This window comes from Novacetimonas hansenii, from assembly GCF_014843995.1.
GTDB classification, from domain to species: Bacteria; Pseudomonadota; Alphaproteobacteria; order Acetobacterales; family Acetobacteraceae; genus Novacetimonas; species Novacetimonas hansenii.
Genome location: NZ_CP062147.1, coordinates 1,643,814 through 1,664,106 on the forward strand (window position 1 = coordinate 1,643,814; position 20,293 = coordinate 1,664,106).

18 protein-coding genes and 1 tRNA gene are annotated in these 20,293 nt (G+C 59.6%); 9 read left to right on the forward strand and 10 right to left on the reverse strand.

Features of this window, described 5'->3' with window-relative positions; genetic code table 11:
• Nucleotides 1–64: 64 nt before the first annotated feature.
• The 8 genes from IFJ82_RS07240 to pdxH form a co-directional block, all read right to left on the reverse strand.
• Entirely contained in the window at nucleotides 65–559 is a 495-nt protein-coding gene (locus IFJ82_RS07240; protein WP_062808975.1) for a DUF934 domain-containing protein, read from the reverse strand.
• Nucleotides 546–2,234 carry a nitrite/sulfite reductase gene (locus IFJ82_RS07245; protein WP_003620289.1) on the reverse strand — a complete coding sequence of 563 codons (1,689 nt, stop codon included), beginning with the start codon at nucleotides 2,232–2,234 and terminating at the stop codon, nucleotides 546–548. Before IFJ82_RS07245 ends, IFJ82_RS07240 begins: the two co-directional genes overlap by 14 nt.
• Nucleotides 2,227–2,562 (reverse strand): DUF2849 domain-containing protein, encoded by a 336-nt coding sequence (locus tag IFJ82_RS07250; RefSeq protein ID WP_003620288.1) that lies wholly within the window; start codon nucleotides 2,560–2,562, stop codon nucleotides 2,227–2,229. The genes IFJ82_RS07245 and IFJ82_RS07250 overlap by 8 nt, the downstream gene beginning before the upstream one ends.
• Nucleotides 2,563–2,769: 207 nt before the next feature.
• Nucleotides 2,770–4,653 (reverse strand): adenylyl-sulfate kinase, encoded by a 1,884-nt coding sequence (gene cysC / locus IFJ82_RS07255; protein ID WP_040510829.1) that lies wholly within the window; start codon nucleotides 4,651–4,653, stop codon nucleotides 2,770–2,772.
• A 28-nt stretch (nucleotides 4,654–4,681) separates the two neighbouring features.
• Entirely contained in the window at nucleotides 4,682–5,476 is a 795-nt protein-coding gene (gene cysD / locus IFJ82_RS07260; protein ID WP_003620283.1) for a sulfate adenylyltransferase subunit CysD, read from the reverse strand.
• 96 nt (nucleotides 5,477–5,572) lie between these two features.
• On the reverse strand, nucleotides 5,573–6,268 hold the full coding sequence (locus IFJ82_RS07265; RefSeq protein ID WP_192266126.1) for a phosphoadenylyl-sulfate reductase: 696 nt from the start codon (nucleotides 6,266–6,268) through the stop codon (nucleotides 5,573–5,575).
• Between the two features lie 160 nt (nucleotides 6,269–6,428).
• On the reverse strand, nucleotides 6,429–7,310 hold the full coding sequence (locus IFJ82_RS07270) for a universal stress protein (protein ID WP_003620280.1): 882 nt from the start codon (nucleotides 7,308–7,310) through the stop codon (nucleotides 6,429–6,431).
• Nucleotides 7,311–7,392: 82 nt separating this feature from the next.
• Nucleotides 7,393–8,001, reverse strand: coding sequence for a pyridoxamine 5'-phosphate oxidase (gene pdxH, locus IFJ82_RS07275; protein ID WP_192266128.1), 609 nt, complete (start codon nucleotides 7,999–8,001; stop codon nucleotides 7,393–7,395).
• Between the two features lie 195 nt (nucleotides 8,002–8,196).
• On the opposite strand from pdxH, the gene fabI reads away from it, so the two are divergent.
• Nucleotides 8,197–9,036, forward strand: a complete 840-nt coding sequence (gene fabI / locus IFJ82_RS07280) for an enoyl-ACP reductase FabI (protein ID WP_075595268.1) — start codon at nucleotides 8,197–8,199, stop codon at nucleotides 9,034–9,036.
• A gap of 28 nt (nucleotides 9,037–9,064) precedes the next feature.
• The gene (aroC, locus tag IFJ82_RS07285) at nucleotides 9,065–10,138 is read left to right on the forward strand and encodes a chorismate synthase (RefSeq protein WP_075595267.1); all 1,074 of its coding nucleotides are present in this window, start codon (nucleotides 9,065–9,067) and stop codon (nucleotides 10,136–10,138) included.
• A gap of 96 nt (nucleotides 10,139–10,234) precedes the next feature.
• Here the strand turns inward: aroC and IFJ82_RS07290 are convergent, their stop codons facing one another.
• Complete coding sequence (locus IFJ82_RS07290) at nucleotides 10,235–10,666, reverse strand: OsmC family peroxiredoxin (protein ID WP_075624761.1); 432 nt, start codon at nucleotides 10,664–10,666, stop codon at nucleotides 10,235–10,237.
• Nucleotides 10,667–10,943: 277 nt separating this feature from the next.
• Between IFJ82_RS07290 and metX the strand changes: the two genes are divergently transcribed.
• From metX to IFJ82_RS07310, 4 genes are all read left to right on the forward strand, one after another.
• Nucleotides 10,944–12,110 carry a homoserine O-acetyltransferase MetX gene (metX, locus tag IFJ82_RS07295; protein WP_062808972.1) on the forward strand — a complete coding sequence of 389 codons (1,167 nt, stop codon included), beginning with the start codon at nucleotides 10,944–10,946 and terminating at the stop codon, nucleotides 12,108–12,110.
• Between the two features lie 2 nt (nucleotides 12,111–12,112).
• The gene (gene metW, locus IFJ82_RS07300; protein ID WP_003620274.1) at nucleotides 12,113–12,742 is read left to right on the forward strand and encodes a methionine biosynthesis protein MetW; all 630 of its coding nucleotides are present in this window, start codon (nucleotides 12,113–12,115) and stop codon (nucleotides 12,740–12,742) included.
• Nucleotides 12,743–12,780: 38 nt separating this feature from the next.
• Nucleotides 12,781–13,389 carry a nitroreductase family protein gene (locus tag IFJ82_RS07305; protein WP_003620272.1) on the forward strand — a complete coding sequence of 203 codons (609 nt, stop codon included), beginning with the start codon at nucleotides 12,781–12,783 and terminating at the stop codon, nucleotides 13,387–13,389.
• Nucleotides 13,390–13,711: 322 nt separating this feature from the next.
• Entirely contained in the window at nucleotides 13,712–14,998 is a 1,287-nt protein-coding gene (locus IFJ82_RS07310; RefSeq protein ID WP_075632668.1) for a DEAD/DEAH box helicase, read from the forward strand.
• A gap of 325 nt (nucleotides 14,999–15,323) precedes the next feature.
• Here IFJ82_RS07310 and IFJ82_RS07315 read toward each other — a convergent pair.
• A tRNA-Ser gene (locus IFJ82_RS07315) sits at nucleotides 15,324–15,413 on the reverse strand.
• A gap of 367 nt (nucleotides 15,414–15,780) precedes the next feature.
• On the opposite strand from IFJ82_RS07315, the gene IFJ82_RS07320 reads away from it, so the two are divergent.
• From IFJ82_RS07320 to IFJ82_RS07330, 3 genes are all read left to right on the forward strand, one after another.
• Nucleotides 15,781–16,044: a hypothetical protein gene (locus tag IFJ82_RS07320; protein ID WP_192266130.1), complete on the forward strand. Its 264-nt coding sequence runs from the start codon at nucleotides 15,781–15,783 to the stop codon at nucleotides 16,042–16,044.
• Nucleotides 16,041–17,978, forward strand: a complete 1,938-nt coding sequence (locus tag IFJ82_RS07325; RefSeq protein WP_192266132.1) for a hypothetical protein — start codon at nucleotides 16,041–16,043, stop codon at nucleotides 17,976–17,978. The genes IFJ82_RS07320 and IFJ82_RS07325 overlap by 4 nt, the downstream gene beginning before the upstream one ends.
• A 995-nt stretch (nucleotides 17,979–18,973) precedes the next feature.
• On the forward strand, nucleotides 18,974–20,233 hold the full coding sequence (locus tag IFJ82_RS07330; RefSeq protein ID WP_225578809.1) for an MFS transporter: 1,260 nt from the start codon (nucleotides 18,974–18,976) through the stop codon (nucleotides 20,231–20,233).
• Nucleotides 20,234–20,293 lie beyond the last annotated feature (60 nt).

Consider the following 20,293-nt stretch of genomic DNA (forward strand, 5'->3'; position numbering starts at 1 on the left):
GCGGTAGCATGGGGGATGCCGGGGCGAAAGTGCAAGCTGGTGTGCTCTTTACCCCGGCATTCCTTCAGGCATCAAGAAAGCGGCGCAGGCCAAATCCCTGCGACTTTTCGTTCAGGACGGAAGGCTGATACGCCACGGTAAAGCGTGTATGCGCCTTTTCCCATACGGAGGGGTCGGCATTTTCAGCGATTTCGACCGTAGTGATGCCACAGCGCAGCATAAATTCGTACTGGTCAGGCAGGGCATGCCCCGTTGCGCGGATTTCTTTGGTGAAGTGCAGATGCTCACGCAGGGCGCGGGCCTGGGTAAAGGCGCGTCCATCGCGAAAGCCCGGAAAGTCCACATTGACCAGCCCAAGGCGCGGCAGCACGGTGTTCAGGGTCGCCACATCCGTGTCGGGATTCAGGCGTACGCCCACTGGTGCGGCACCAGGGCGCGCCAGTGCTTCTTCCACCCGGGCGAATGATACGATGACCGCCCCGTCGGCAGGACAGGGGGCATCATCAGGGACATGTACCCAGTCATCTGCGACGATCCGGCCATTTTCAAGCAGGGGCATAGACAGCATCCTTGAAGACGGCAGCGCCAAGCCGCCGATAGGTATCAACAAACCGTTCGCCGTCGTGTCGATGCACCAGATACGCATCAATCAGCGCCGCGATGGCGTCCACGGTTTCGTCCTCTGGCAGGGCCGGGCCGATGATCTGGCCAATGGCGGCATCATTTTCACCCGACCCGCCCAGCGTAAGCTGGAAATATTCCTCCCCGCGCTTGTCCACGCCAAGGATGCCGATATGGCCCGCATGGTGATGCCCGCAGGCATTGATGCAGCCGGAGATATTGATGCGCAATGCGCCGATGCGTTCCTGCAGGCCGGGATCGGCAAAGCGTGCGCTGAGCTTTTGTGCAATGGGAATGGAGCGCGCATTCGCCAGGGAGCAGTAATCCAGTCCCGGGCAGGCGATGATGTCCCCCACAAGGCCGATGTTCGGCGTTGCCAGTCCCGCCGATGCGAGTTCCTGCCACAGCGCCTGTAACTGGTCCTGCCGCACATGGCCCAGCACGACATTTTGCATGTGGGTAATGCGGATTTCGCCAAAGCTGTAACGTTCGGCAAGCCCGGCGATGATATCCATCTGATCCGCCGTGGCGTCACCGGGAATTCCGCCATCGGGTTTGAGCGAAATGACCGCAGAGATGAAACCGGCGACCCTGTGCGGATGCGTGTTGGTGCGCACCCAGCGGTCAAAGGCGGGAGTACTGGCACGACTGGCCTGCAATTTCTGTGCCGCATCGGCGGGGGCATGCAGGTCGGGCACGGCGAAACGTGCGCGAATGCCCGTGACAATGGCGGGGTCCAGCCGATAGCGCGCCCGGTCCATCCGTGCGAATTCGGCTTCGACCTCTTCACGAAAACGCTCGATCCCAAGGGCCTGCACAAGGATCTTTATGCGGGCCTTGTACATGTTATCCCGACGCCCGTGCGCGTTATAGACACGCACGATCGCCTCCAGCCATGCAAGGAGATCCTCTTCCGGCAGGCCATCATGCAGCAGGACGCCAATGACCGGCGTGCGTCCCAGCCCGCCACCGACATATACATCGAACACCGCGCGACCGTCATCGCCGGGGCGGGCGATCAGGCCGACATCGTGGAAACGTGCCGCCACCCGGTCATGGGGGCTGCCGGTGATGGCGAACTTGAACTTACGCGGCAGGAAGGAAAATTCCGGGTGCAGGGTGGACCACTGGCGCAGGATTTCCGCATGGATGCGCGGGTCCAGAACCTCGTCCGCCGCAGCCCCCGCGAATTCGTCGCATGTCACGTTACGGATGCAGTTGCCGCTGGTCTGGATGGCATGCATGTCCACAGCCGCCAGTCGGGCAAGGATATCGGGTGTATCCTCCAGACGTATCCAGTTGAACTGCAGGTTCTGCCGGGTGGTGAAATGCCCGTAATCCCGGTCATAGGTGCGCGCAATCTGCGCCAGTTCGCGCATCTGCGCCGCACCAAGCATGCCATAAGGGATAGCCACACGCAGCATATAGGCGTGCAGTTGCAGGTACAGGCCGTTCATCAATCGCAATGGCTTGAACTGGTCCTCGGTCAGGTCGCCAGCGATACGGCGCGCCACCTGGTCGCGGAACTGCTCCACCCGTTCACGCAGGAACGTGCGGTCCACCTGGTCATAGGCATAACGGCCAACGGCTGGGGCCAGGGCTGTGTCAGGCATGGGGGGTATCCTCATGTGAGGGGACGAAGTGTGGATGCACGGTGGGGCCAAAGGCGCGAATGCGTTCCCGCACCGTAAGCGGGGTGATCCCCGCCGCCTGATCCGCAAGCTGTACGCCGTAAACGCCCACGACGCCCTGATCCTGCTGGTGGCGGGCGGTATCGGCGATTACGGTTTCAATCCGGTCGTTCGGCCATGTCGCGGCGCAGGCAATATCCACGGACCATGTTCCCTGATCCGTCAGCCAGACGATCCGCCCATCAAGCAGGCGATTGGCCGTGATGACGCTTGAGCCTGCTGTTGTGCGGCGGTTGTTCCTGACATCCACTTCTGGTCAATCCCTTTCAGGCGAGGCAGGCGGCATATTCCACCCTTATGGATGGAGGCATGCTTAATTCATACAGTTATGTGTGTATATTTTATATTTACGCATAAATCCAGATATATCGACCGGCATGACCATGGTGACGGACCATCCCGCAAAGGGGCGGGCAGGGCGGTGGAAGGTGCCCATCCGCCCCGTCCGCCCCATCCCTCAGGCGTTGCCGGAAGTGGGCTGCGTCAGCGCGGTCGTCTGGGTGATGAACGTGACAAGGTCACGTGCGCTCTCGGACGGGTCGCGCTTTTCTGTCACCAGACGCAGTGCCGGTTTATCGGGGGCCTCATACGGGGCATCAATCCCGGTAAAGCCGGTAATCTTTCCCGCGCGGGCCGCTGCGTAAAGTCCCTTCGGATCACGTGTCTCACAGGTTTCCCGTGGGGTGTCGATGAACACCTCATGGAACCCGTCCCCCACGATCTGGCGTGCGCATTCGCGATCCGCAAGGGTGGGAGAGATCAGGGCAACCAGCACGACCTGCCCACTGTCGGCCAGGATACGCGCCACGGCCGCCGCGCGACGGACATTCTCGCGCCGGTCCGCTTCGCTGAAGCCAAGGTCCGAACACAGGCCCGCGCGCAGCGTATCCCCATCCAGAACCGAAACATCGACCCCGCGTGAGAAAAGCTGCATTTCCGCCGCACGGGCGATCGTGCTCTTGCCCGCACCAGGCAGGCCGGTCATCCAGAACACGCCACCACGATGCCCCTTGGCCTGGGCGCGGTCCCATGTCGATACCGTGCTGCCGGTCGGGTGGATTGCCCTTGTCCCGGCGGCGATGTCCGCAACACCGATCAGCGGCACACCGCCGACGATCTGCTGGTTGCGGTCCACCAGTACGCCACGCCCGTCCGCCGTTCCCGGCACGAAGGGATCGAACTGCATCGTTTCGGACACCGCCAGCGTGATTTCGGCAAAGCCTTCGGGCGGGACGATATCGGCAGGATGTTCGGTCAGGTCCTCCAGCCGCACGACGGAATCAATGGATGCGACCGTTACCTGATGTTCCGCCGTCGCCAGGCGCAGGCGGAAGCTTTCCCCCACACGCAACGGTTCCTGACGCAGCCAGAACAGGCGCGCACGCACGCGCGCGCTGCTCAACGGGGCTTCGTCAGGCGGGAACAGGAGGTCGCCGCGATCGGGGATCACATCGGGTTCCAGCGTGATGGCCACCGATTGTCCCGCGATGGCAGTGGTCTGTGGCGCGGTATGCCAGCTTTCGATGGTGGCAACGCGGGCCACCGTGCCATGGCGTCCGATCACCACGCTGTCACCGATATGGATGCTGCCGCGTTCGATACGGCCAACAACAACGCGTTGCGTATCAAAGCGGTAGACGTCCTGCACCGGCAGGCGCAGCGGCAGGTCGGCACGTGACGAAGGCGACGGGACAAGGGCCAGGGCCTCGGTCAGGGTGGGGCCTTTGTACCAGGCCATCCGTTCCGAACGCGATGCGATATTGTCGCCTTCGCGCGCGGAGGCCGGCACGAACAGGGTCGGTTCAATCTCCAACTGCTTGAGCAGGGCGGCCACGCTCTTTTCCGAGGCGGTGATTTTCGCTTCGTCATAATCCAGCAGATCGACCTTGTTCATCAGGACGATCACGTGGCGGATGCCGATCAGGCGCAGCAGCATCGCATGGCGGCGGGTCTGTTCCTGTGCGCCTTCGGCGGCGTCAATCACCAGCACGGCCGCTTCGGCATCGGCGGCGCCCGTGATCATGTTGCGCAGGAACTGCCGGTGGCCCGGTGCGTCCACAATGACGAACTGCCTGTGTCCCAGACGGAAGGGAATGCGCGTGGAATCGACTGTCACACCCTGATCACGCTCGATCTGCAGGCTGTCGAGCAGGAAGCTCCATTCAACCGCCAGGCCACGCTTGGTGCTGGATTCAATGATCTGCGCCACACGTCCGTCAGGCAGGCTGTCAGTGTCGTAAAGCAGCCGCCCGATCAGGGTGGATTTGCCATGATCCACATGCCCGACGATGACGATCGGTGTCGCTGCCTCCTGCGAGGCGGGAGGGGAAATCGTATTCATGTCCTTGATACTCCGCTCGGCCCGACGTTCACAGATAACCGGCAACGCGAAGACGCTCGAACGCATCTTCGGATTCATGGTCCATTGCGCGGCCCGCCCGTTCCGACGTGCGCGAGGTTTCCAGTTCGGCAATCACTTCGGCCACGGTGCTGGCATTGCTTTCCACCGGGCTGGTGATGTCCTGATCCCCAAGGGAGCGATAACGCTTGCCGTCCTTGGCGAAATACAGGTCAACCAGCGGAATGCCCTCGCGCTCAATATAACGCCAGATGTCGATCTCACGCCATGACAGCAGGGGATGGACACGGATATGCATGCCCGCTTCATGCGGGGTTGCATACTGGTCCCAGAATTCGGGGGGCTGGTTGCGCACATCCCATTTGTGGCCTGCACCACGGGGGCTGAAGACGCGTTCTTTCGCTCGGGTGGCCTGTTCATCGCGGCGGATACCTGCGATGACGCCTGCAAGCTTGTGCTTTTCGATCATCGCGGCAAGGCCGGCCGTCTTGCGCGCGGCGGACCGTGCGGCAGGCGGCAGGGTCGGGTCGATCTCTTCCACGGCCGGGCAGTCGCCAAGCAGCAGGTCGAGGTTCCACTTCTTGGTATATTCGTCGCGGAACTGGTACATTTCGGGAAATTTCTTGCCGGTATCGACATGCATGACCGGAAACGGCACGCGACCAAGGAAAGCCTTGCGCGCAAGCCATACCATCACGTTGGAATCCTTGCCCAGCGACCAGAGCATCGCCAGTGGCTTGAGCTTGCGATAGGCCTCGCGGAGGATGAAAATGCTCTGCGCTTCGAGCTGATCGAGATCGTCCATGGACTTACAGACCTTCCTTTCCGGGGAAGAAGGAGTGGCGGGATGATAAGGTTAAAGACAGGTTTACCATAAAAGCGGGTGCCCTTGCCGTAAGGGTCAGGAGGCCTTGCGGACGTGGATGCCGCATTCGGTCTTGTTCTGACCCGCCCAGCGCCCGGAACGCGGGTCCGCATCCGCACCCACGGGCAGGGTGCATGGCGCGCAGCCGATCGAGGGATAACCGCGCAGGCTGAGCGGATGGCGCGGCAGGTTCCTGCGCGTCATTTCCGCATCCAGTTCCCGCGGTGTCCAGCGGGCCAGCGGATTGATCTTGATACGACCGTCATCGGCGTTTTCCACTAGTGGCAGGTTGGCGCGTGTGCTGGCCTGTGTGCGTTTGCGCCCGGTAATCCATCCGTCAAACGGGATAAGAGCTTCGTCAAGGGGTTCGACCTTGCGCAGGGCGCAGCACGCATCGGGGTCAAAAGCCCATAATTGCCTTTCGGGGTCGCGGTTCTGGATCTGGGTGGGGGCGGGGTGGATATCGCGCACATTGGTCAGGCCAAGAAAGCGTGCAAGATCCTGCCGGTATTCCAGCGTTTCGGGAAAATGCTGCCCGGTCTGCAGGAACAGGACGGGGACCGCCGGATCAATTTCGGCGGCGAGGGCCAGCAGGACGGCGGATTCCGCACCAAAGGAGGACACCAGCCCGATACGTCCACGCAGCGTACCCGTCAGGGCAATCCGCATGACATCATGTGCGGTATTCCCCTCGGCCTGCAGGGATCGTATAATTGACGGATCAACCTGCACCTTGCGATCTCCCTCCGCAGTTCACGATATTTAATCGTTAATTGGGGAGGAGTTAATCACTAATCCCCATGCATGCAAGGGGAATGATATATATTCTTCATTGTCTGCATGGCAAGCATCCTGCTCTGGAGTGCCTTATTGCACTATTTTTAACTGTGCATTAACGGCTCATGAAAACGGATAGTTTCCCGTTTTCCAGCACATGGCGTGTCACACCGCCAAGGATCATCTGGCGCAGGCGGGAGTGTGAGTAGGCCCCCATGACCATCATATCCGCATTGAAATCGTGGCATGCCTCCAGCAGGGCGGCGCCCACGCCGCGGCCATCTGCGTGGAATTCATGCATGGTCGTGTCCACGCCATGGATGTCCAGGTAATGTTTGACGTGCCGCGCTTCCGGGCCAAGCCTTTGGTAGCTGCGGCTATACAGGATGCGTACTTCCTCTGCTTCCACAATCCACGGCAGGGCATGACGCAGGGCGGTTGCGGCCTCTGTCGTGCCATTCCATGCGATGCAGATGCGTCGCCCCACGCTGACGGGGCGTTCGATGGGGGCGACGACAACGCAGCGCCCGCTGTCGAACAGGGTGGCATGCAGGGCGTCAGAGGAGGAGACCTGTCCGCTGGCCCCGGTGTTGCGCACGATGACGATATCTGACATCCGCGCCTGATGTGCGACAACGGTGTACATGTTGCCCGCCATGGCTGTGAAGCTGGCGCTTGGCCTGTCCATCGGAATGGTCGAAAGCGCGGAGCGCGGCGCAACAATCGGCAGGCCAGCCCCCTCGATAAAGGTATGAAATGCCTGGCGGACCTCTTTCAGGTGCCCCGCGCTTTCATGCAGGGCGGCTGCGATCATTTCCTGCACCATGGCGCCCGACAGGCCTTCGCCTGCCATGGGGCTGACTTCCTGCCAGTCGCTGCCGACATGCAGTCCGGCGATATGGGCGTTGAAACGCTGGGCGAACATTACCCCGATTGCAAGGGCGCTCCCGGCATTTTCCGCGCCGGACAAAGGCAGCAATATCTTGCGGATGTGCATGGACGCCCCTTTCGTATCCGTTCCTGTTTTTCGTGTCGTATAAAACTCACTCTTTCAGGAAACGGATAAGAACGCCGCAAGTTCAGGGATAAAGACGCTGCCGGGTCCAGTCTGTCCCGGCCGTACGGGTCCATGTTGCGCGGTCATGCAGGCGATGGGGACGGTCCTGCCAGAATTCGAAGCTGTCCGGCACCAGGCGAAAGCCGCTCCAGTTGGCGGGACGCGGGATCTGGGTATCCTCGGTGGGATAACGGTCTTCCAGATTCCGCAGCCGTGCTTCGAACACGGCCCGGTCCGGCAGGGGGTGTGACTGTTCTGACGCAATGGCGCCCAGGCGGGATATCCGGCTGCGGCTTGCGAAATAAGCATCAGCCTCTGCCGGGGTGACGGGTTCGACGGGGCCTTCGATACGGATCTGGCGGCGGATGCTTTTCCAATGGAACAGCAGGGCCGCATGGGGGTTGGCCTTCAGCTCGGCCGCCTTGCGGCTGTTGAGGTTGGTGTAGAACACGAACCCCCGCCGGTCAGCACCCTTGAGCAGGATCATCCGCACCGACGGCAGTCCCTGCGGTGTGGCCGTGGTCAGCGCCATGGCGTTAGGGTCATTGGGTTCATGCGCCACTGCGTCGCGCATCCAGGCATCGAACAGGGCGAAAGGGTCCGCATCAAGGTCAATCAGCTTGGTGGTCATGTGTGTTTATCCGGTCTGGGGACCACGTTATGACAGGCGGGGCATGGTCCGGTACGAAACATATCGAAATATAAGGTAAATTACGACGGCGGGATTAATCGCTACAATTCCACGCACCGGACCTTGTCCGATGCTTCGGCTTGTGCGACCACCATGCCGAAATTTCATACGCCATTCACCACCAAGGGTAGTAGCATGTCAGACGCCGCGGCCAAAATCTCCGCTACAGGTTCTTTGATGAAAGGCAAGCGCGGACTTGTCATGGGCGTCGCGAACGACCGCTCCATCGCGTGGGGTATCGCCCGCGCCGTGGCGGAGCAGGGCGGCGAACTGGCCTTCACCTATCAGGGGGAGGCATTGGGCAAGCGGGTGCGGCCGCTGGCTGAATCTGTGGGATCAAGCCTTGTCCTGCCGTGTGATGTCAGCGATGACGCGGCCATCGACGCCACCTTCGCCGCGATCGAGAAGGAATGGGGGCAGATTGATTTCGTGGTGCATGCGATCGGCTGGGCCGACAAGCAGTTCCTGCGGGGCCGGTATGTCGACACCCCGCGTGAGGCATTCCTCAAGGCGCTCGACATTTCATGCTATTCCTTTACCGCGGTGGCGCGTCGTGCCGCACGCCTGATGAAGTCTGGTGGTTCGCTGCTGACCCTGACCTATCTGGGGGCGGAGCGTGTCATGCCGCATTACAACGTGATGGGCGTGGCCAAGGCCGCGCTGGAGGCTTCGGTCCGTTACATGGCGGTGGACCTTGGCGCCGATGGCATCCGTGTCAACGGCATCTCGGCAGGGCCGGTCATGACGCTGGCGGCCAATGGCATCGGGGACTTCCGCTATATCCTGAAATGGAACCAGTACAACTCCCCGCTGGAACGTAATGTTTCGCTGGAGGAAGTGGGTGGTGCGGGTCTTTACATGCTGTCCGACCTGTCGGGGGGGGTGACGGGGGAAATCCACCATGTCGATTCGGGATATCATATCGTGGGCATGAAAAATCCCACGGCCCCTGACATGACCGTCGCGGGAAGCTGAAACCACCAGCACGGCAGGGCATAGCACGATGTCGTACAATACCTTCGGACACATGTTCCGTGTCACGACCTGGGGTGAAAGCCACGGGCCGGCGATTGGCTGCGTAGTTGATGGATGCCCGCCGCGCCTGTCGCTGAGCGAGGCGGACATCCAGCCCTGGCTGGACCGCCGCAGGCCGGGGCAGTCGAAATTCACGACACAGCGGCAGGAAGCGGACAGGGTGGAGATCCTGTCCGGTGTGTTCGAGGGGCAGACAACAGGGACGCCGATTTCCCTGGTGATCCATAATACCGATCAGCGGTCGCGTGATTATGGCGATATTGCCGGACGGTACCGTCCCGGCCATGCCGATGTTACCTATGACCGCAAATACGGCATCCGTGATTATCGTGGCGGGGGGCGTTCGTCCGCACGGGAAACGGCGATGCGTGTTGCCGCTGGCGCCGTGGCGCGCAAGGTGCTGGGACAGGGGATCCGTATCCGCGCGGCCCTGGTGCAGGTCGGTGCGCACAAGGTGGAACGCGCGCGCTGGGACTGGGACCTTGTGTCGCGCAACCCGCTGTTTTGTCCTGATCCGGTTGCTCTGGTGCAATGGGAAGACCTGCTGGCGGATGTGCGTAAGGCCGGTTCTTCCATCGGTGCGGTGATCGAGGTTGTGGCCGAAGGTGTGCCCCCGGGGCTTGGCGCACCGATCTATGGCAAGCTGGATTCCGATCTTGCCATGGCGTTGATGAGCATCAATGCCGTCAAGGGGGTTGAAATCGGCGAAGGTTTTGCCGCGGCTGCCCTGACGGGGGAAGAAAATGCCGATCCGATGCGCATGCGCGACGATATGCTGGAGTTCGCCTCCAACCATGCGGGCGGCATACTGGGCGGGATTTCCACGGGGCAGCCTGTCATCGCGCGTTTCGCCGTCAAGCCGACAAGTTCGATCCTGACCCCCGTGCCGTCAGTCACGCGATCGGGCGAAAACGTGGATGTCATGACAAAGGGGCGCCATGACCCGTGTGTCGGTATCCGCGCCGTGCCGGTGGGCGAGGCGATGATGGCCTGTGTACTGGCCGATCACCTGCTGCGGCACAGGGGACAGGTGGGAAGCTGAACTCTACAGGGCGTTTATGAGGCCCGGTCCCGACACGGGGGATCAGGTGATGTCGCCTTATCTGGGGATAAAGGCGACCCTTGGCGTCTTGGTGAATTACTGTTCCAGCACGATTTCAAGCGTGATGGGGGCGTTCAGCAGTTTGGAGATCGGGCACCCGGTCTTGGCCGTATTGGCCAGTTCGCTGAATGCGGCGAAGTCGATGTCCTGCACCGTTGCATGCAGGTCCAGATGCACGGCAGTCACCGCAAACCCGTCATCCTTCTTTTCCAGCGTTACGGTGGATTTGGTTTCCAGCAGATCCGCCGTGATGTTCTTGCTGCCCAGAACGCCGGAAAGCGCCATGGCGAAGCATGCCGCATGCGCCGCACCGATCAGTTCTTCGGGGTTGGTGCCGGGTGTGGCCTCAAAGCGGGTGTTGAAGCCATAGGGTTGCTTGGACAGGGCACCGCTTTCGGTCGAGACGTTTCCCTTCCCATCCTTCAGGCCACCGGTCCACTGTGCCGTGCCGTATTTCTTGATTGCCATGATGTCATGCTCCGTCTGCTGGGGAAGGCTACGACCGTGGGAGGTCGGTCGTAGCAAGGACATCGCGTTATAACGGTCATATGTCATGAAGGTTGAGAGTGCCGGTGTCACGCTGCTGTGATGGGCAAATGCGACTGCCTGTCGGGCGGGGGCATTCCTGATATGGAAATCTTGCGCATGTTGCGTGCAGATGCCATACCGCTGCACCCTGAGTTCGCAGGGGATCGGGGCATGGCGACCTGTCCATGTCACGTGTTGACGGGATGCCGGCTTGACCATGGACCAGACCGTTTCCGCATCGTACCTTTCGCATCAGCATGTGGCGTTTCCCGACGGCCTGATGCTTGAATGCGGCTTCCACCTTGCCCCGGTAGAGGTGGCCTATCGCACTTATGGCACGCTTTCGCCCCGCCGTGATAATGCGATCCTCATCTGCCATGCCCTGACGGGGGATCAGTATGTGGCCGAACCACATCCCCTGACGGGAAAGCCGGGATGGTGGAGCCGCCTTGTCGGGCCGGGCCTGCCGATTGATACGGATCGCTTCTTCGTCATCTGCATCAATGTTCTTGGTGGGTGCATGGGGAGCACCGGGCCGCGTTCCCCGCGGCCATGTCCTGATGGCCGGTGTGAACCGTGGGGCACGGATTTTCCGCCTATCACGATTCGCGACATGGTGCAGGCGCAAAAGCTGCTGATCGACCATATGGGCATTACCCGACTGTTCGCGGTGCTTGGTGGTTCCATGGGGGGAATGCAGGTGCTGGAATGGGCGGCTGCTTTTCCAGAAATGGTGTTCGCCGCGATCCCGATTGCGACAGCGCCCTTTCATTCCGCACAGAATATCGCCTTTAACGAGGTCAGCCGACAGGCGATCTTCGCCGATCCGCAATGGTATGGTGGCCGGTACTGGGAACATGACGCGATCCCGGCACGCGGGTTGGCGGTTGCGCGGATGATGGCGCACATCACCTACCTGTCCGAAGAGGCGCTGAACCGTAAATTCGGGCGACGCGTCCGCAGCGCCCCACAGGGCACAGGGGCCAATCCAGGTTCCCTGTTCGGGGAGATGTTCGAGGTCGAAAGCTACCTGCGGCATCAGGGGTCCACCTTTGTCCGCCGTTTTGACGCCAATTCGTATCTGACCATTACCCGGGCCATGGATTACTTTGACATCGGGGCGGAGTATGAAGGCGACCTGTCGCGACCGTTCCGGGGAACGCATACGCGCTTTTGCATTGTCTCGTTTTCTTCAGACTGGTTGTTCCCCACGTCACAGGCACGGCTGCTGGCGCGTGCGCTGAACCGGGTCGCGGCCAATGTTTCCTTTGTCGAGATCGACAGCGACAAGGGGCATGATGCTTTCTTGCTTGATGAACCTGATCTTGACCGCACCATCCGGGGATTTGTGGCCGGGGCGGCAGAATATGCGCGGATTGCCTGACCATGCGTCTTGACCAGAAACTGATCGCCGGGATGATCCGGCCGGGGACGAGGGTGCTTGATATCGGCAGTGGTGACGGACTGCTGTTGGATTACCTGTTCCGCGTCAGTGGATGCGATGCGCGCGGGATCGAGATCGACATGCAGGAGGTCACGCGTTCGGTCGCGCACGGGTTGCCGGTCATGCATGGGGATGCCGATCATGACCTGGAACACTATCCCGATGATGCGTTTGATTATGTGGTGCTTCAGCGTACGTTGCAGGCCGTCGAACGCCCTCGTGAGGTATTGCGCCAGATGCTGCGGATCGGGCGTCATGCCATCGTGTCGTTCCCGAATTTCGGTCACTGGCAGCTTCGCTTCAAGCTGTTGCTAAGCGGACGCATGCCGATGACGGCGGTGTGGGATACGCCATGGTATGAAACCCCCAATATCCATCCCTGCACGATTCTGGATTTTTTGACCTTGTGTCGTGACGAAGGCTACGTTGTGCAGGAATGGATGGCCGTGGATGAGGATGGGGAACGTGCGCCATGGCGGCGTTCCATCCGGTTGGCCAACCTGTTCGGGGAACAGGCACTGTTCCTGCTGCGTCGCGGGGATACGCATCGCGGCGCATCGGGAACAACGTGACGTCCCGGACATAAATCAGGACAGAAGGGAACAAGGTCATGGATACATTCGAGGCAATCCGCACGCGTCGCGCAATAAGGGCATATGATCCTACCTATCGCCTTGAGGAGACCGAACTCACGACGCTGCTGCATGCGGCCAGGCATGCGCCCAGTGCCTTCAACATTCAGCATTGCCGGTACGTCGTGGTGAAGGACCCGGCCCTGCGCGCGGAACTGCGCAAGGTGGCGTGGGATCAGGCACAGGTCACAGATGCGTCCGTGCTGGTGGTCGTATGTGCCGACATGGCGGCATGGAAAAAGGACCCGGCCCGTTATTTCAACGGCGCCCCCACGGAGGTGCAGGCCCAGATGGCGGGCATGATCCGTGATTATTACCTGGGGCGTGAACAGGTGCAGCGTGATGAAACCATGCGCAGCGCGGGCCTTGCGGCACAGACGCTGATGCTGGCGGCGACGGCACGCGGATACCAGACCTGTCCCATGGATGGATTTGACTATGACGCCGTGGGAAAGCTGATCAACCTGCCGCACGACCATGTAGTGGCGATGTTCGTCGTGATCGGCCGTGCCACGCAGGACGCACTGCCACGCGTGGGCGCCCTGCCTGATGCCGAAGTCATCCTTACCGATCGTTTCCCATCCTGAATTCCATTCCCATCACCGCGCCCGACAGGGTGGGGTAATGGAAAAAACTTGCGGGCATGGACACAAACCGATAGAAGCCGCGCCAAGGGACGGACCGCGCCTGTCCCGGTTGCTGGTATGTAGGCGCGTGTCCTTGACGCGGGGGACACGACAGAAGCGACAGGACCAGTTACATCCCGACACCTGATACTTTGCGACGACAGACGGCCGCCCCGCGCGAACCGGCAGGGGCAGGTCTTGTGTTCCTTCATCAGGTTTTTCCGGACGCGCATGCTGTCGTGACGTTTCCGGCCATATTTCCTTGCGCCAGGAGGCGCTTTTCATGACAACGTTCGCCGATCTTCATCTTGCGGAGCCGCTGCTGCGTGCCCTCAACGAGGAAGGCTATACCACGCCCACCCCGATTCAGGCTGGTGCAATCCCCTATCTGCTTCAGGGGCGTGACCTGCTCGGGCTGGCGCAGACCGGCACTGGCAAGACGGCGGCCTTCGCGCTGCCGATCCTCAATCACCTGCTGACCAGCAAGGGCCGCGCCCACCCCAAGGGGGCGCGTGCGCTGGTGCTTGCGCCGACGCGCGAACTGGCGTCACAGATCGCGGACAGCTTTGCTTCGTATGCGCGGCACATGAAGTTCACCCATGCCGTGGTCTTCGGTGGCGTGGGACAGGGACGACAGATCGAGGCCCTGCGTCGCGGCGTTGATGTGCTGGTTGCAGCTCCGGGCCGTCTGCTTGACCTGATGGGACAGGGGCATGTCGATCTTGCCGGGCTTGAGATTCTTGTCCTTGACGAGGCTGACCGGATGCTCGACATGGGCTTTGTCCGCGATATTCGCAAGATTGTCGCCACCCTGCCGACCGATCGCCAGACCCTGCTGTTTTCCGCGACGATGCCCAAGAGCATCTCCGAACTGGCGCATGGCCTGTTGCGTGATCCCGCCACGGTACAGGTGACACCGCCGTCCAGCACGGTGGACCGTATCCGTCAGGCTGTCATGTATGTGGACACGGGCAACAAGCGCGAGGCGCTGAAGCTGCTGGTGGACTCGCCCAAGGTTGAACGCGCTGTCGTATTCACCCTGATGAAGCATGAGGCCAACAAGGTTGCCGCGTTCCTGAATGAACATGGCATCACGGCGGAGGCCATCCACGGCAACAAGTCTCAGGGTGCGCGTGAACGTGCGATGTCGGGTTTCCGTTCCGGCGCGGTGAAGGTGCTGGTTGCCACCGATATCGCCGCACGTGGCATTGATGTCGATGACGTAACGCATGTCTTTAATTATGACCTGCCGAATGTTCCCGAAAGCTATGTGCACCGCATTGGTCGCACCGCGCGTGCGGGGCGTGATGGCTGGGCCGTTTCGCTGTGCGATGCAGAACAGCGTGCATGGTTGCGCGATATTGAAAAGACGATCGGTAAGAAGATTCCGGTCGTGTTGGAACATCCCTATCATTCCGAGGCGGCGGCTAATTCCACGATGCGTCCTCCGGTGCTGGGCGGTGGTGGTCGCGGGCGTGGCGGTCGCTCGGGCGGTGGCGGCGGCAATGGTCGCGGCGGTCGTCCCGGTGGTCATGGTGGTCCACGCAGCGGGGGGCGTCGCGTCGCCTGATGCGACAACGCGTCTGCTATGACGCAAAAGCCCGCATCCATCCCGGATGCGGGCTTTTTGTATTTAAACCTTCCCATGATGTATGGAAAAGTAACAACGAAAGTAAGTGCGGTCGTCTGTCAATATATTTCTGGTGTATTCAGTGGATGATGTCAGTAAAAACACCATGAGGCCAGATTATATATAAAATTATTCTTGCATTTGGGAGTTGCGCGGAAATATAAGGCAGATATTGCCTATATGGCAGCATCTCTTGGTCCGGCATTCCGGTTCACATATCGTCTATGTTTTGTGAAATAAAAACTTGGCCATTCAGAACGGCGCATGGCGGAGAGGGTGGGATTCGAACCCACGGTACGCTCACACGCACGGCGGTTTTCAAGACCGCTGCCTTCAACCGCTCGGCCACCTCTCCATAGAGGCTTGTTTAGCTAGGTATTCCGCTGCCGTCTAGGGGTGGGGCGTACAAAAACCGCTGTCTTCATGGGGCTTCTATGCCTGCCTCTGTGCCGACATGCAGCACAGGGTCCAACTCATCTGCTGTCAGGACGAACAGGTAGATCTCGGTCGTCGTGACCGAGATGTGCCCCCGATGGCGATTCAGCCGGTAGATGTCCCCACCGGCCTTAGAACCACCGGATGGCGCAGGTCACGGATGCGAAAGTGGGAAAACGGAATGCCCCTGGCTGCACACCATGCGGCGACGCAGCGCATGGTGTGTCCGTAATTCGAGGTCGCATTGCGATAGGCGACGATATCGCGGTTGGGGAACCCCTGACGATATGAACCGCCTGATCGTGTTGATGCGCATGGACCAGACGCCTCTTGCAGATCTGATGCTTGCGGATAGGCTGAATGGCGTGCAGAACACAGGCCTTGCACCGCGCGATATCGCCAACCGTGACAGCCAGTATATTGCGGCCGACACGTCTCACAGCCGCCTTGGTATCCTTGCGATTGGTGACAGTCCGATCGGATGGCGCAGGCCCTACCAGAATGCAGTCGCCCTCGGCCAAGGACCAGGCGATGGAGAGACCGAATTATGAAACATATTGCGCTGGCGCTTTCCCTGCTGGTTCCCATCAGCGCGCAGGCGCGTTCCCCGGTGCCTCCATCCCAATGGACGCAGAACTATATCCCGTCGCTTGCGGATTGGAAGTCTGCACTGCTTTATAACGGGGTGCCGCTTGGGCAGGCGTTGGAAAATGAAATCCTGCGCGCCAGCGATGGGGAAGCGCTCAAGCTGAACAGGAATGATGACACTTCCATTAACCAGATCCTGACAACGCCAACAATCCATGGTGGCGCCGCAATGGGGCAGAGCCTGACGACACCGACCATCAATGGCGGCATCGCGACAGGGCAAGTGCTAAGCAGGCCTACGATTACGAACGGCACGGCAGTCGGGATGAATATCGGTGCATCCACCTCCACTCCGCTCAATGCTCCTGATGCACGCCTGGTGTCCGACAAGTTTGGGGAAGCCCTGTCTGTTCTGGATTTCGGGGCGAAATGTGATGGCAAGACCGATGATACGGTGGCCTTCAATGCGGCGACTGCTGCGGTTGCAGATACAAAAACCGGATCTGGTGGCAGTGTCCTGCATCACGTCCTTATCCCTGGTAAAGCCTGTGTCATTACCGGAACCGTCAATCTGCCGCGTGGGGTCTGGCTGTCGGGAACCGGTATGTCAGGATCAGAACTGATCTTTGGTGATAATTCCCAGATTCTTTTTACAGGGAATAACGTCACGAACTCATGGGTCGGAAGCCGATTGTCTGATCTGTATATTAACGTCAGCGGTGTAACATCGGCACAGAAATACCCGATTGATGCGGCCACCAATGCGCCTGTTTCATCCCAGATCGACCATCTTCAGATCGAGGGCGGTACATATTACGGGATCGACATGTCTGGGAACAATGTCACGGTCGATACCGTCTTCATTCAGGGTGTGAAAGCAGTCGGCATCCGTGTCGGGCATGGGTCGACAGGGGGGAATAATACGGACCCGAGGATCATCAATACCACGGTAAGTGGTGATTATTTCGCGGGCGCTACTAATGCGTCATCTGCCATTCTTACCGAAATACTGGATGCTGGTGGCCTGACGTTACAGAACAACGACATGGTTGGCGGAAAGATCGGGACCCTTATTAACCCGCAGGCAAAGCAGACCGTTTTTCATATGTTTGCATCCAATACGGTCCTTTCGGATTCCGCGCAGCAATATGGGATGGAAATTGATACGGAGGCCGCGACTTCGACAGCATCAGACATGAAATTCGATGGGTCATGGACCGCTAACGCGCAGAGTATGGATGTCGCCATCAATAATAATGGCGGGGGCAACGTCAATGGGTACATGTTCGTGGGGCATCGCTTCTACCTGGCGAATGGCGACGCATTCCATGCCGGGACGGGTGTGCAAAATGTTACCATAACAGGCAGCCAGTTCTGCGGTAACAGTTCTTCTGGAACAGGTGTTTTTATATCGAAGGGCGATTCAGGGTTCATTATCACGAACAACCGCATGCCCTCATCCTGTGGGGGCGAGGGGACAGGCAATTCTGCCATAGGGGTTTCAGCAGCAGGCGCAAACGACCATACGGTCATTGTCGGCAACGACATGAACGGCATCGCGTATCCGATCAATTTCACCGTCAGCGATGCGAACGTGGTGGCGGCAGAAATCGCGCATAACATCGGCCCGGACAGAACAATGTCCATTATCGCAGCATCGACCACATCGACACTTCCTGCGAATATCGCGGACTATGCCGAGTTTAATACGTCAGACGGGGCGACTGTGGAAACCTTGGTCGGCGGATGGTTTGGACGCCATGTATTCCTGCATAATCAGACAAGTGGTTCCATCACTTTCGGTACCAATGCAAATATCTGCAATCGCTATATCCTTGCGAAATATGCATATGTAGAGGCGATTTATACGCCGCGATCGTGCTGGTACCTGCACTGATGACGCGCATTCCATCCGGCCCGAATGCCGCCATCTCCTATCGTCCGGCTTTCGCTGCGGGCATTATCTCGCCCATGCTGTGCTTCCGATCGGATATGGAAAAGTAGCAGACGGACGCGTGTGAACTCACCAACTTCTTCGTGCATGTGCAATGTGGTGCCAGTGACCGGGCAGGTACACAACATATCGGTGTGGTGAAGGATGCGGTCAATCTGCTGCGTCTGGTATCTTGCGCCTACAATAACACACAGCTCTATGCGCTGGAGATGGGAAACGGATAGATACGCTCCATCTCTGATGGCGCGTATCTGACCAATGCTGACGGCAGTATGTATGAGCTCACCGAAACGGGACAGGGCGGTGTAATGGACGGGCGCTGATTATGTGCTCGGCTGGGGCTGGGGGCGATGCCTGCGCTGCATGGTGAAGGGTGGTCGGTCTGCTCAATAAACGAAACATTCCCCAGTGCAATCATCGTGGGCAACAGTATCGTCCTCGGTCCGGTACCCGCAGATTGGGAGGCACGGCAGTAACCTAAGAGAGTGTTTGAAAACAAGTGCTTGATAAAAAACAAGAAAATTTTTGGGTGCCGCCTTTTTCCAAAAAGGCGGCGTCTTCTGAAGCTTTTTAGAAAAAGCTTCACCAAAAACCTTTATAATTTCAGGGTGTTATCGAGCCTGACTTTTCAAGCAGTCTCTAAGCCCGGAAGAAGGACCCTGCCATCTATGTAGTAGCAGGCGATACCAATGCGACCTTGGTATGCATGCCCGTGTCCGTGTCCGTGTCCGTGTTCGGGGAGATGGGGCAGAAGATATGTGTCTTGTCCTTGGTGGGGGGCGCATTACCCTGTGTGCAAATATGGTACCGGTTTTGGCACGTACAAAATTAAGGAAGTAATGCATGATGTTTTACAGGACCGGGGTGTCTGGGCAGGGGGGCTTCGGTCCATGGTTCTGGTGGCAGGTGAACCGGGGCCTGCACGCAGGGGGGCGGGCATGAGCGAACACGACCCCGGCGCTCATCGCACTCCTGCTACAGTTCTTGCGCCCCAAGGCTGGTCGCCTGCGGTGATCCTGCTTCTTGGCGTGGCGGGGATGCTCGATTTCATAGACCGTTTTGTCTTCTCTGCCGCAAATGATGCGATCAAGCATGATCTTCACCTTTCTGATGCCACGGTGGGGCTGTTGGGCGGGACTGCTTTCGCCCTGCTTTATGGTGTGATGATCGTGCCTTTCGCCCTGATTTCCGATCGGGGATTTGCCGCACGGATGGCATCTTTTGGTATCGCGATGTGGAGTGTCGCCACAGCCCTGATGGGATGTGCGCACATGATCGCCACCATGGCGGCAACCCGTATTTGCGTGGGGCTTGGGCAGGCCGCGTTTTCGCCTTCGTCCTCCGCGTTGAATGCAGCCTATTCCATACCGGAGAAGCGCAGCACGTCCTTTGCGGTTTCCTATGGCATTTCCTATCTCGGCTATGTCATCGGATTGGCGGGAGGAGGGTATCTGGTTGAGCATATTGGCTGGCGTGCAACATTTGCGGCTGTCGGCCTGGCGGGCATCCCGGTGGCGATCGCGATGCACATGTTCATCCCCGAACCCCCGATGCCGCACGTGATGCGCAATGGGGAAAGCTGGCGGGCATTGCTGGCCAACCGGCCATTACGCGCCCTGCTTTTTTACGGGATGACGAGTCAGGTCGTAAGCTATGGGATCACCTTGTGGGGTGTTTCTTTTTATATGCGCTCTTTTGGCCTGTCATCGAGCGCCGCCGGTGCATGGTTCGGCATCGGGATTGGTATCGCCAGCGTGGTGGGTACTTTCATCGGCGGACCGATTGCCGATCGTGTGGCGGTACGCTTCGGCTTTTCCGGTGCGATGCGTTTTGCCTTCTGGGCCTATCTTGTTGCCCAACCGTTCCAGATATTGCAGGTAATGACGCACTCGCTTGGTCTCTCGCTGGTGATGCTGGTGCTGACGACGGTGATCTCGGCCCTTTGTACAGGGCCGATCTATGGCGCGATCCCCACTGTGGTGCCTGTGCATCGCCGCGCCGCCGCGACGGGGTTGTACGCGCTGCTTGCCAACGCTATCGGCATTGGCCTTGGGCCCCCGCTCTTTGGGTGGATCAGCGATCTGCTGACGCCGCATTTTGGCGCTGATGCCCTGCGCATGTCGCTGCTGGTGGCGGCTGTTCTGGGGTTCTGGCCTGCGATACACCTTTTTCAGTTACAACGTCGCCTCCGGCAATAGGTGCTGGCATTCGGTTCTTTTCATCTATTCGGCCTGTTCATGAAAACCTGATGGGCGGCT

What these genes read in the sequence shown, in the direction of transcription:
- IFJ82_RS07240 (WP_062808975.1), bottom strand. Translation starts at nt 559, where the DNA reads ATGCCCCTGCTTGAAAATGGCCGGATCGTCGCAGATGACTGGGTACAT.
- IFJ82_RS07245 (WP_003620289.1), bottom strand. Translation starts at nt 2,234, where the DNA reads ATGCCTGACACAGCCCTGGCCCCAGCCGTTGGCCGTTATGCCTATGAC.
- cysC (WP_040510829.1), bottom strand. Translation starts at nt 4,653, where the DNA reads ATGAATACGATTTCCCCTCCCGCCTCGCAGGAGGCAGCGACACCGATC.
- cysD (WP_003620283.1), bottom strand. Translation starts at nt 5,476, where the DNA reads ATGGACGATCTCGATCAGCTCGAAGCGCAGAGCATTTTCATCCTCCGC.
- IFJ82_RS07270 (WP_003620280.1), bottom strand. Translation starts at nt 7,310, where the DNA reads ATGCACATCCGCAAGATATTGCTGCCTTTGTCCGGCGCGGAAAATGCC.
- pdxH (WP_192266128.1), bottom strand. Translation starts at nt 8,001, where the DNA reads ATGACCACCAAGCTGATTGACCTTGATGCGGACCCTTTCGCCCTGTTC.
- fabI (WP_075595268.1), top strand. Translation starts at nt 8,197, where the DNA reads ATGTCAGACGCCGCGGCCAAAATCTCCGCTACAGGTTCTTTGATGAAA.
- aroC (WP_075595267.1), top strand. Translation starts at nt 9,065, where the DNA reads ATGTCGTACAATACCTTCGGACACATGTTCCGTGTCACGACCTGGGGT.
- IFJ82_RS07290 (WP_075624761.1), bottom strand. Translation starts at nt 10,666, where the DNA reads ATGGCAATCAAGAAATACGGCACGGCACAGTGGACCGGTGGCCTGAAG.
- metX (WP_062808972.1), top strand. Translation starts at nt 10,944, where the DNA reads ATGGACCAGACCGTTTCCGCATCGTACCTTTCGCATCAGCATGTGGCG.
- metW (WP_003620274.1), top strand. Translation starts at nt 12,113, where the DNA reads ATGCGTCTTGACCAGAAACTGATCGCCGGGATGATCCGGCCGGGGACG.
- IFJ82_RS07305 (WP_003620272.1), top strand. Translation starts at nt 12,781, where the DNA reads ATGGATACATTCGAGGCAATCCGCACGCGTCGCGCAATAAGGGCATAT.
- IFJ82_RS07310 (WP_075632668.1), top strand. Translation starts at nt 13,712, where the DNA reads ATGACAACGTTCGCCGATCTTCATCTTGCGGAGCCGCTGCTGCGTGCC.
- IFJ82_RS07320 (WP_192266130.1), top strand. Translation starts at nt 15,781, where the DNA reads ATGAACCGCCTGATCGTGTTGATGCGCATGGACCAGACGCCTCTTGCA.
- IFJ82_RS07325 (WP_192266132.1), top strand. Translation starts at nt 16,041, where the DNA reads ATGAAACATATTGCGCTGGCGCTTTCCCTGCTGGTTCCCATCAGCGCG.
- IFJ82_RS07330 (WP_225578809.1), top strand. Translation starts at nt 18,974, where the DNA reads ATGAGCGAACACGACCCCGGCGCTCATCGCACTCCTGCTACAGTTCTT.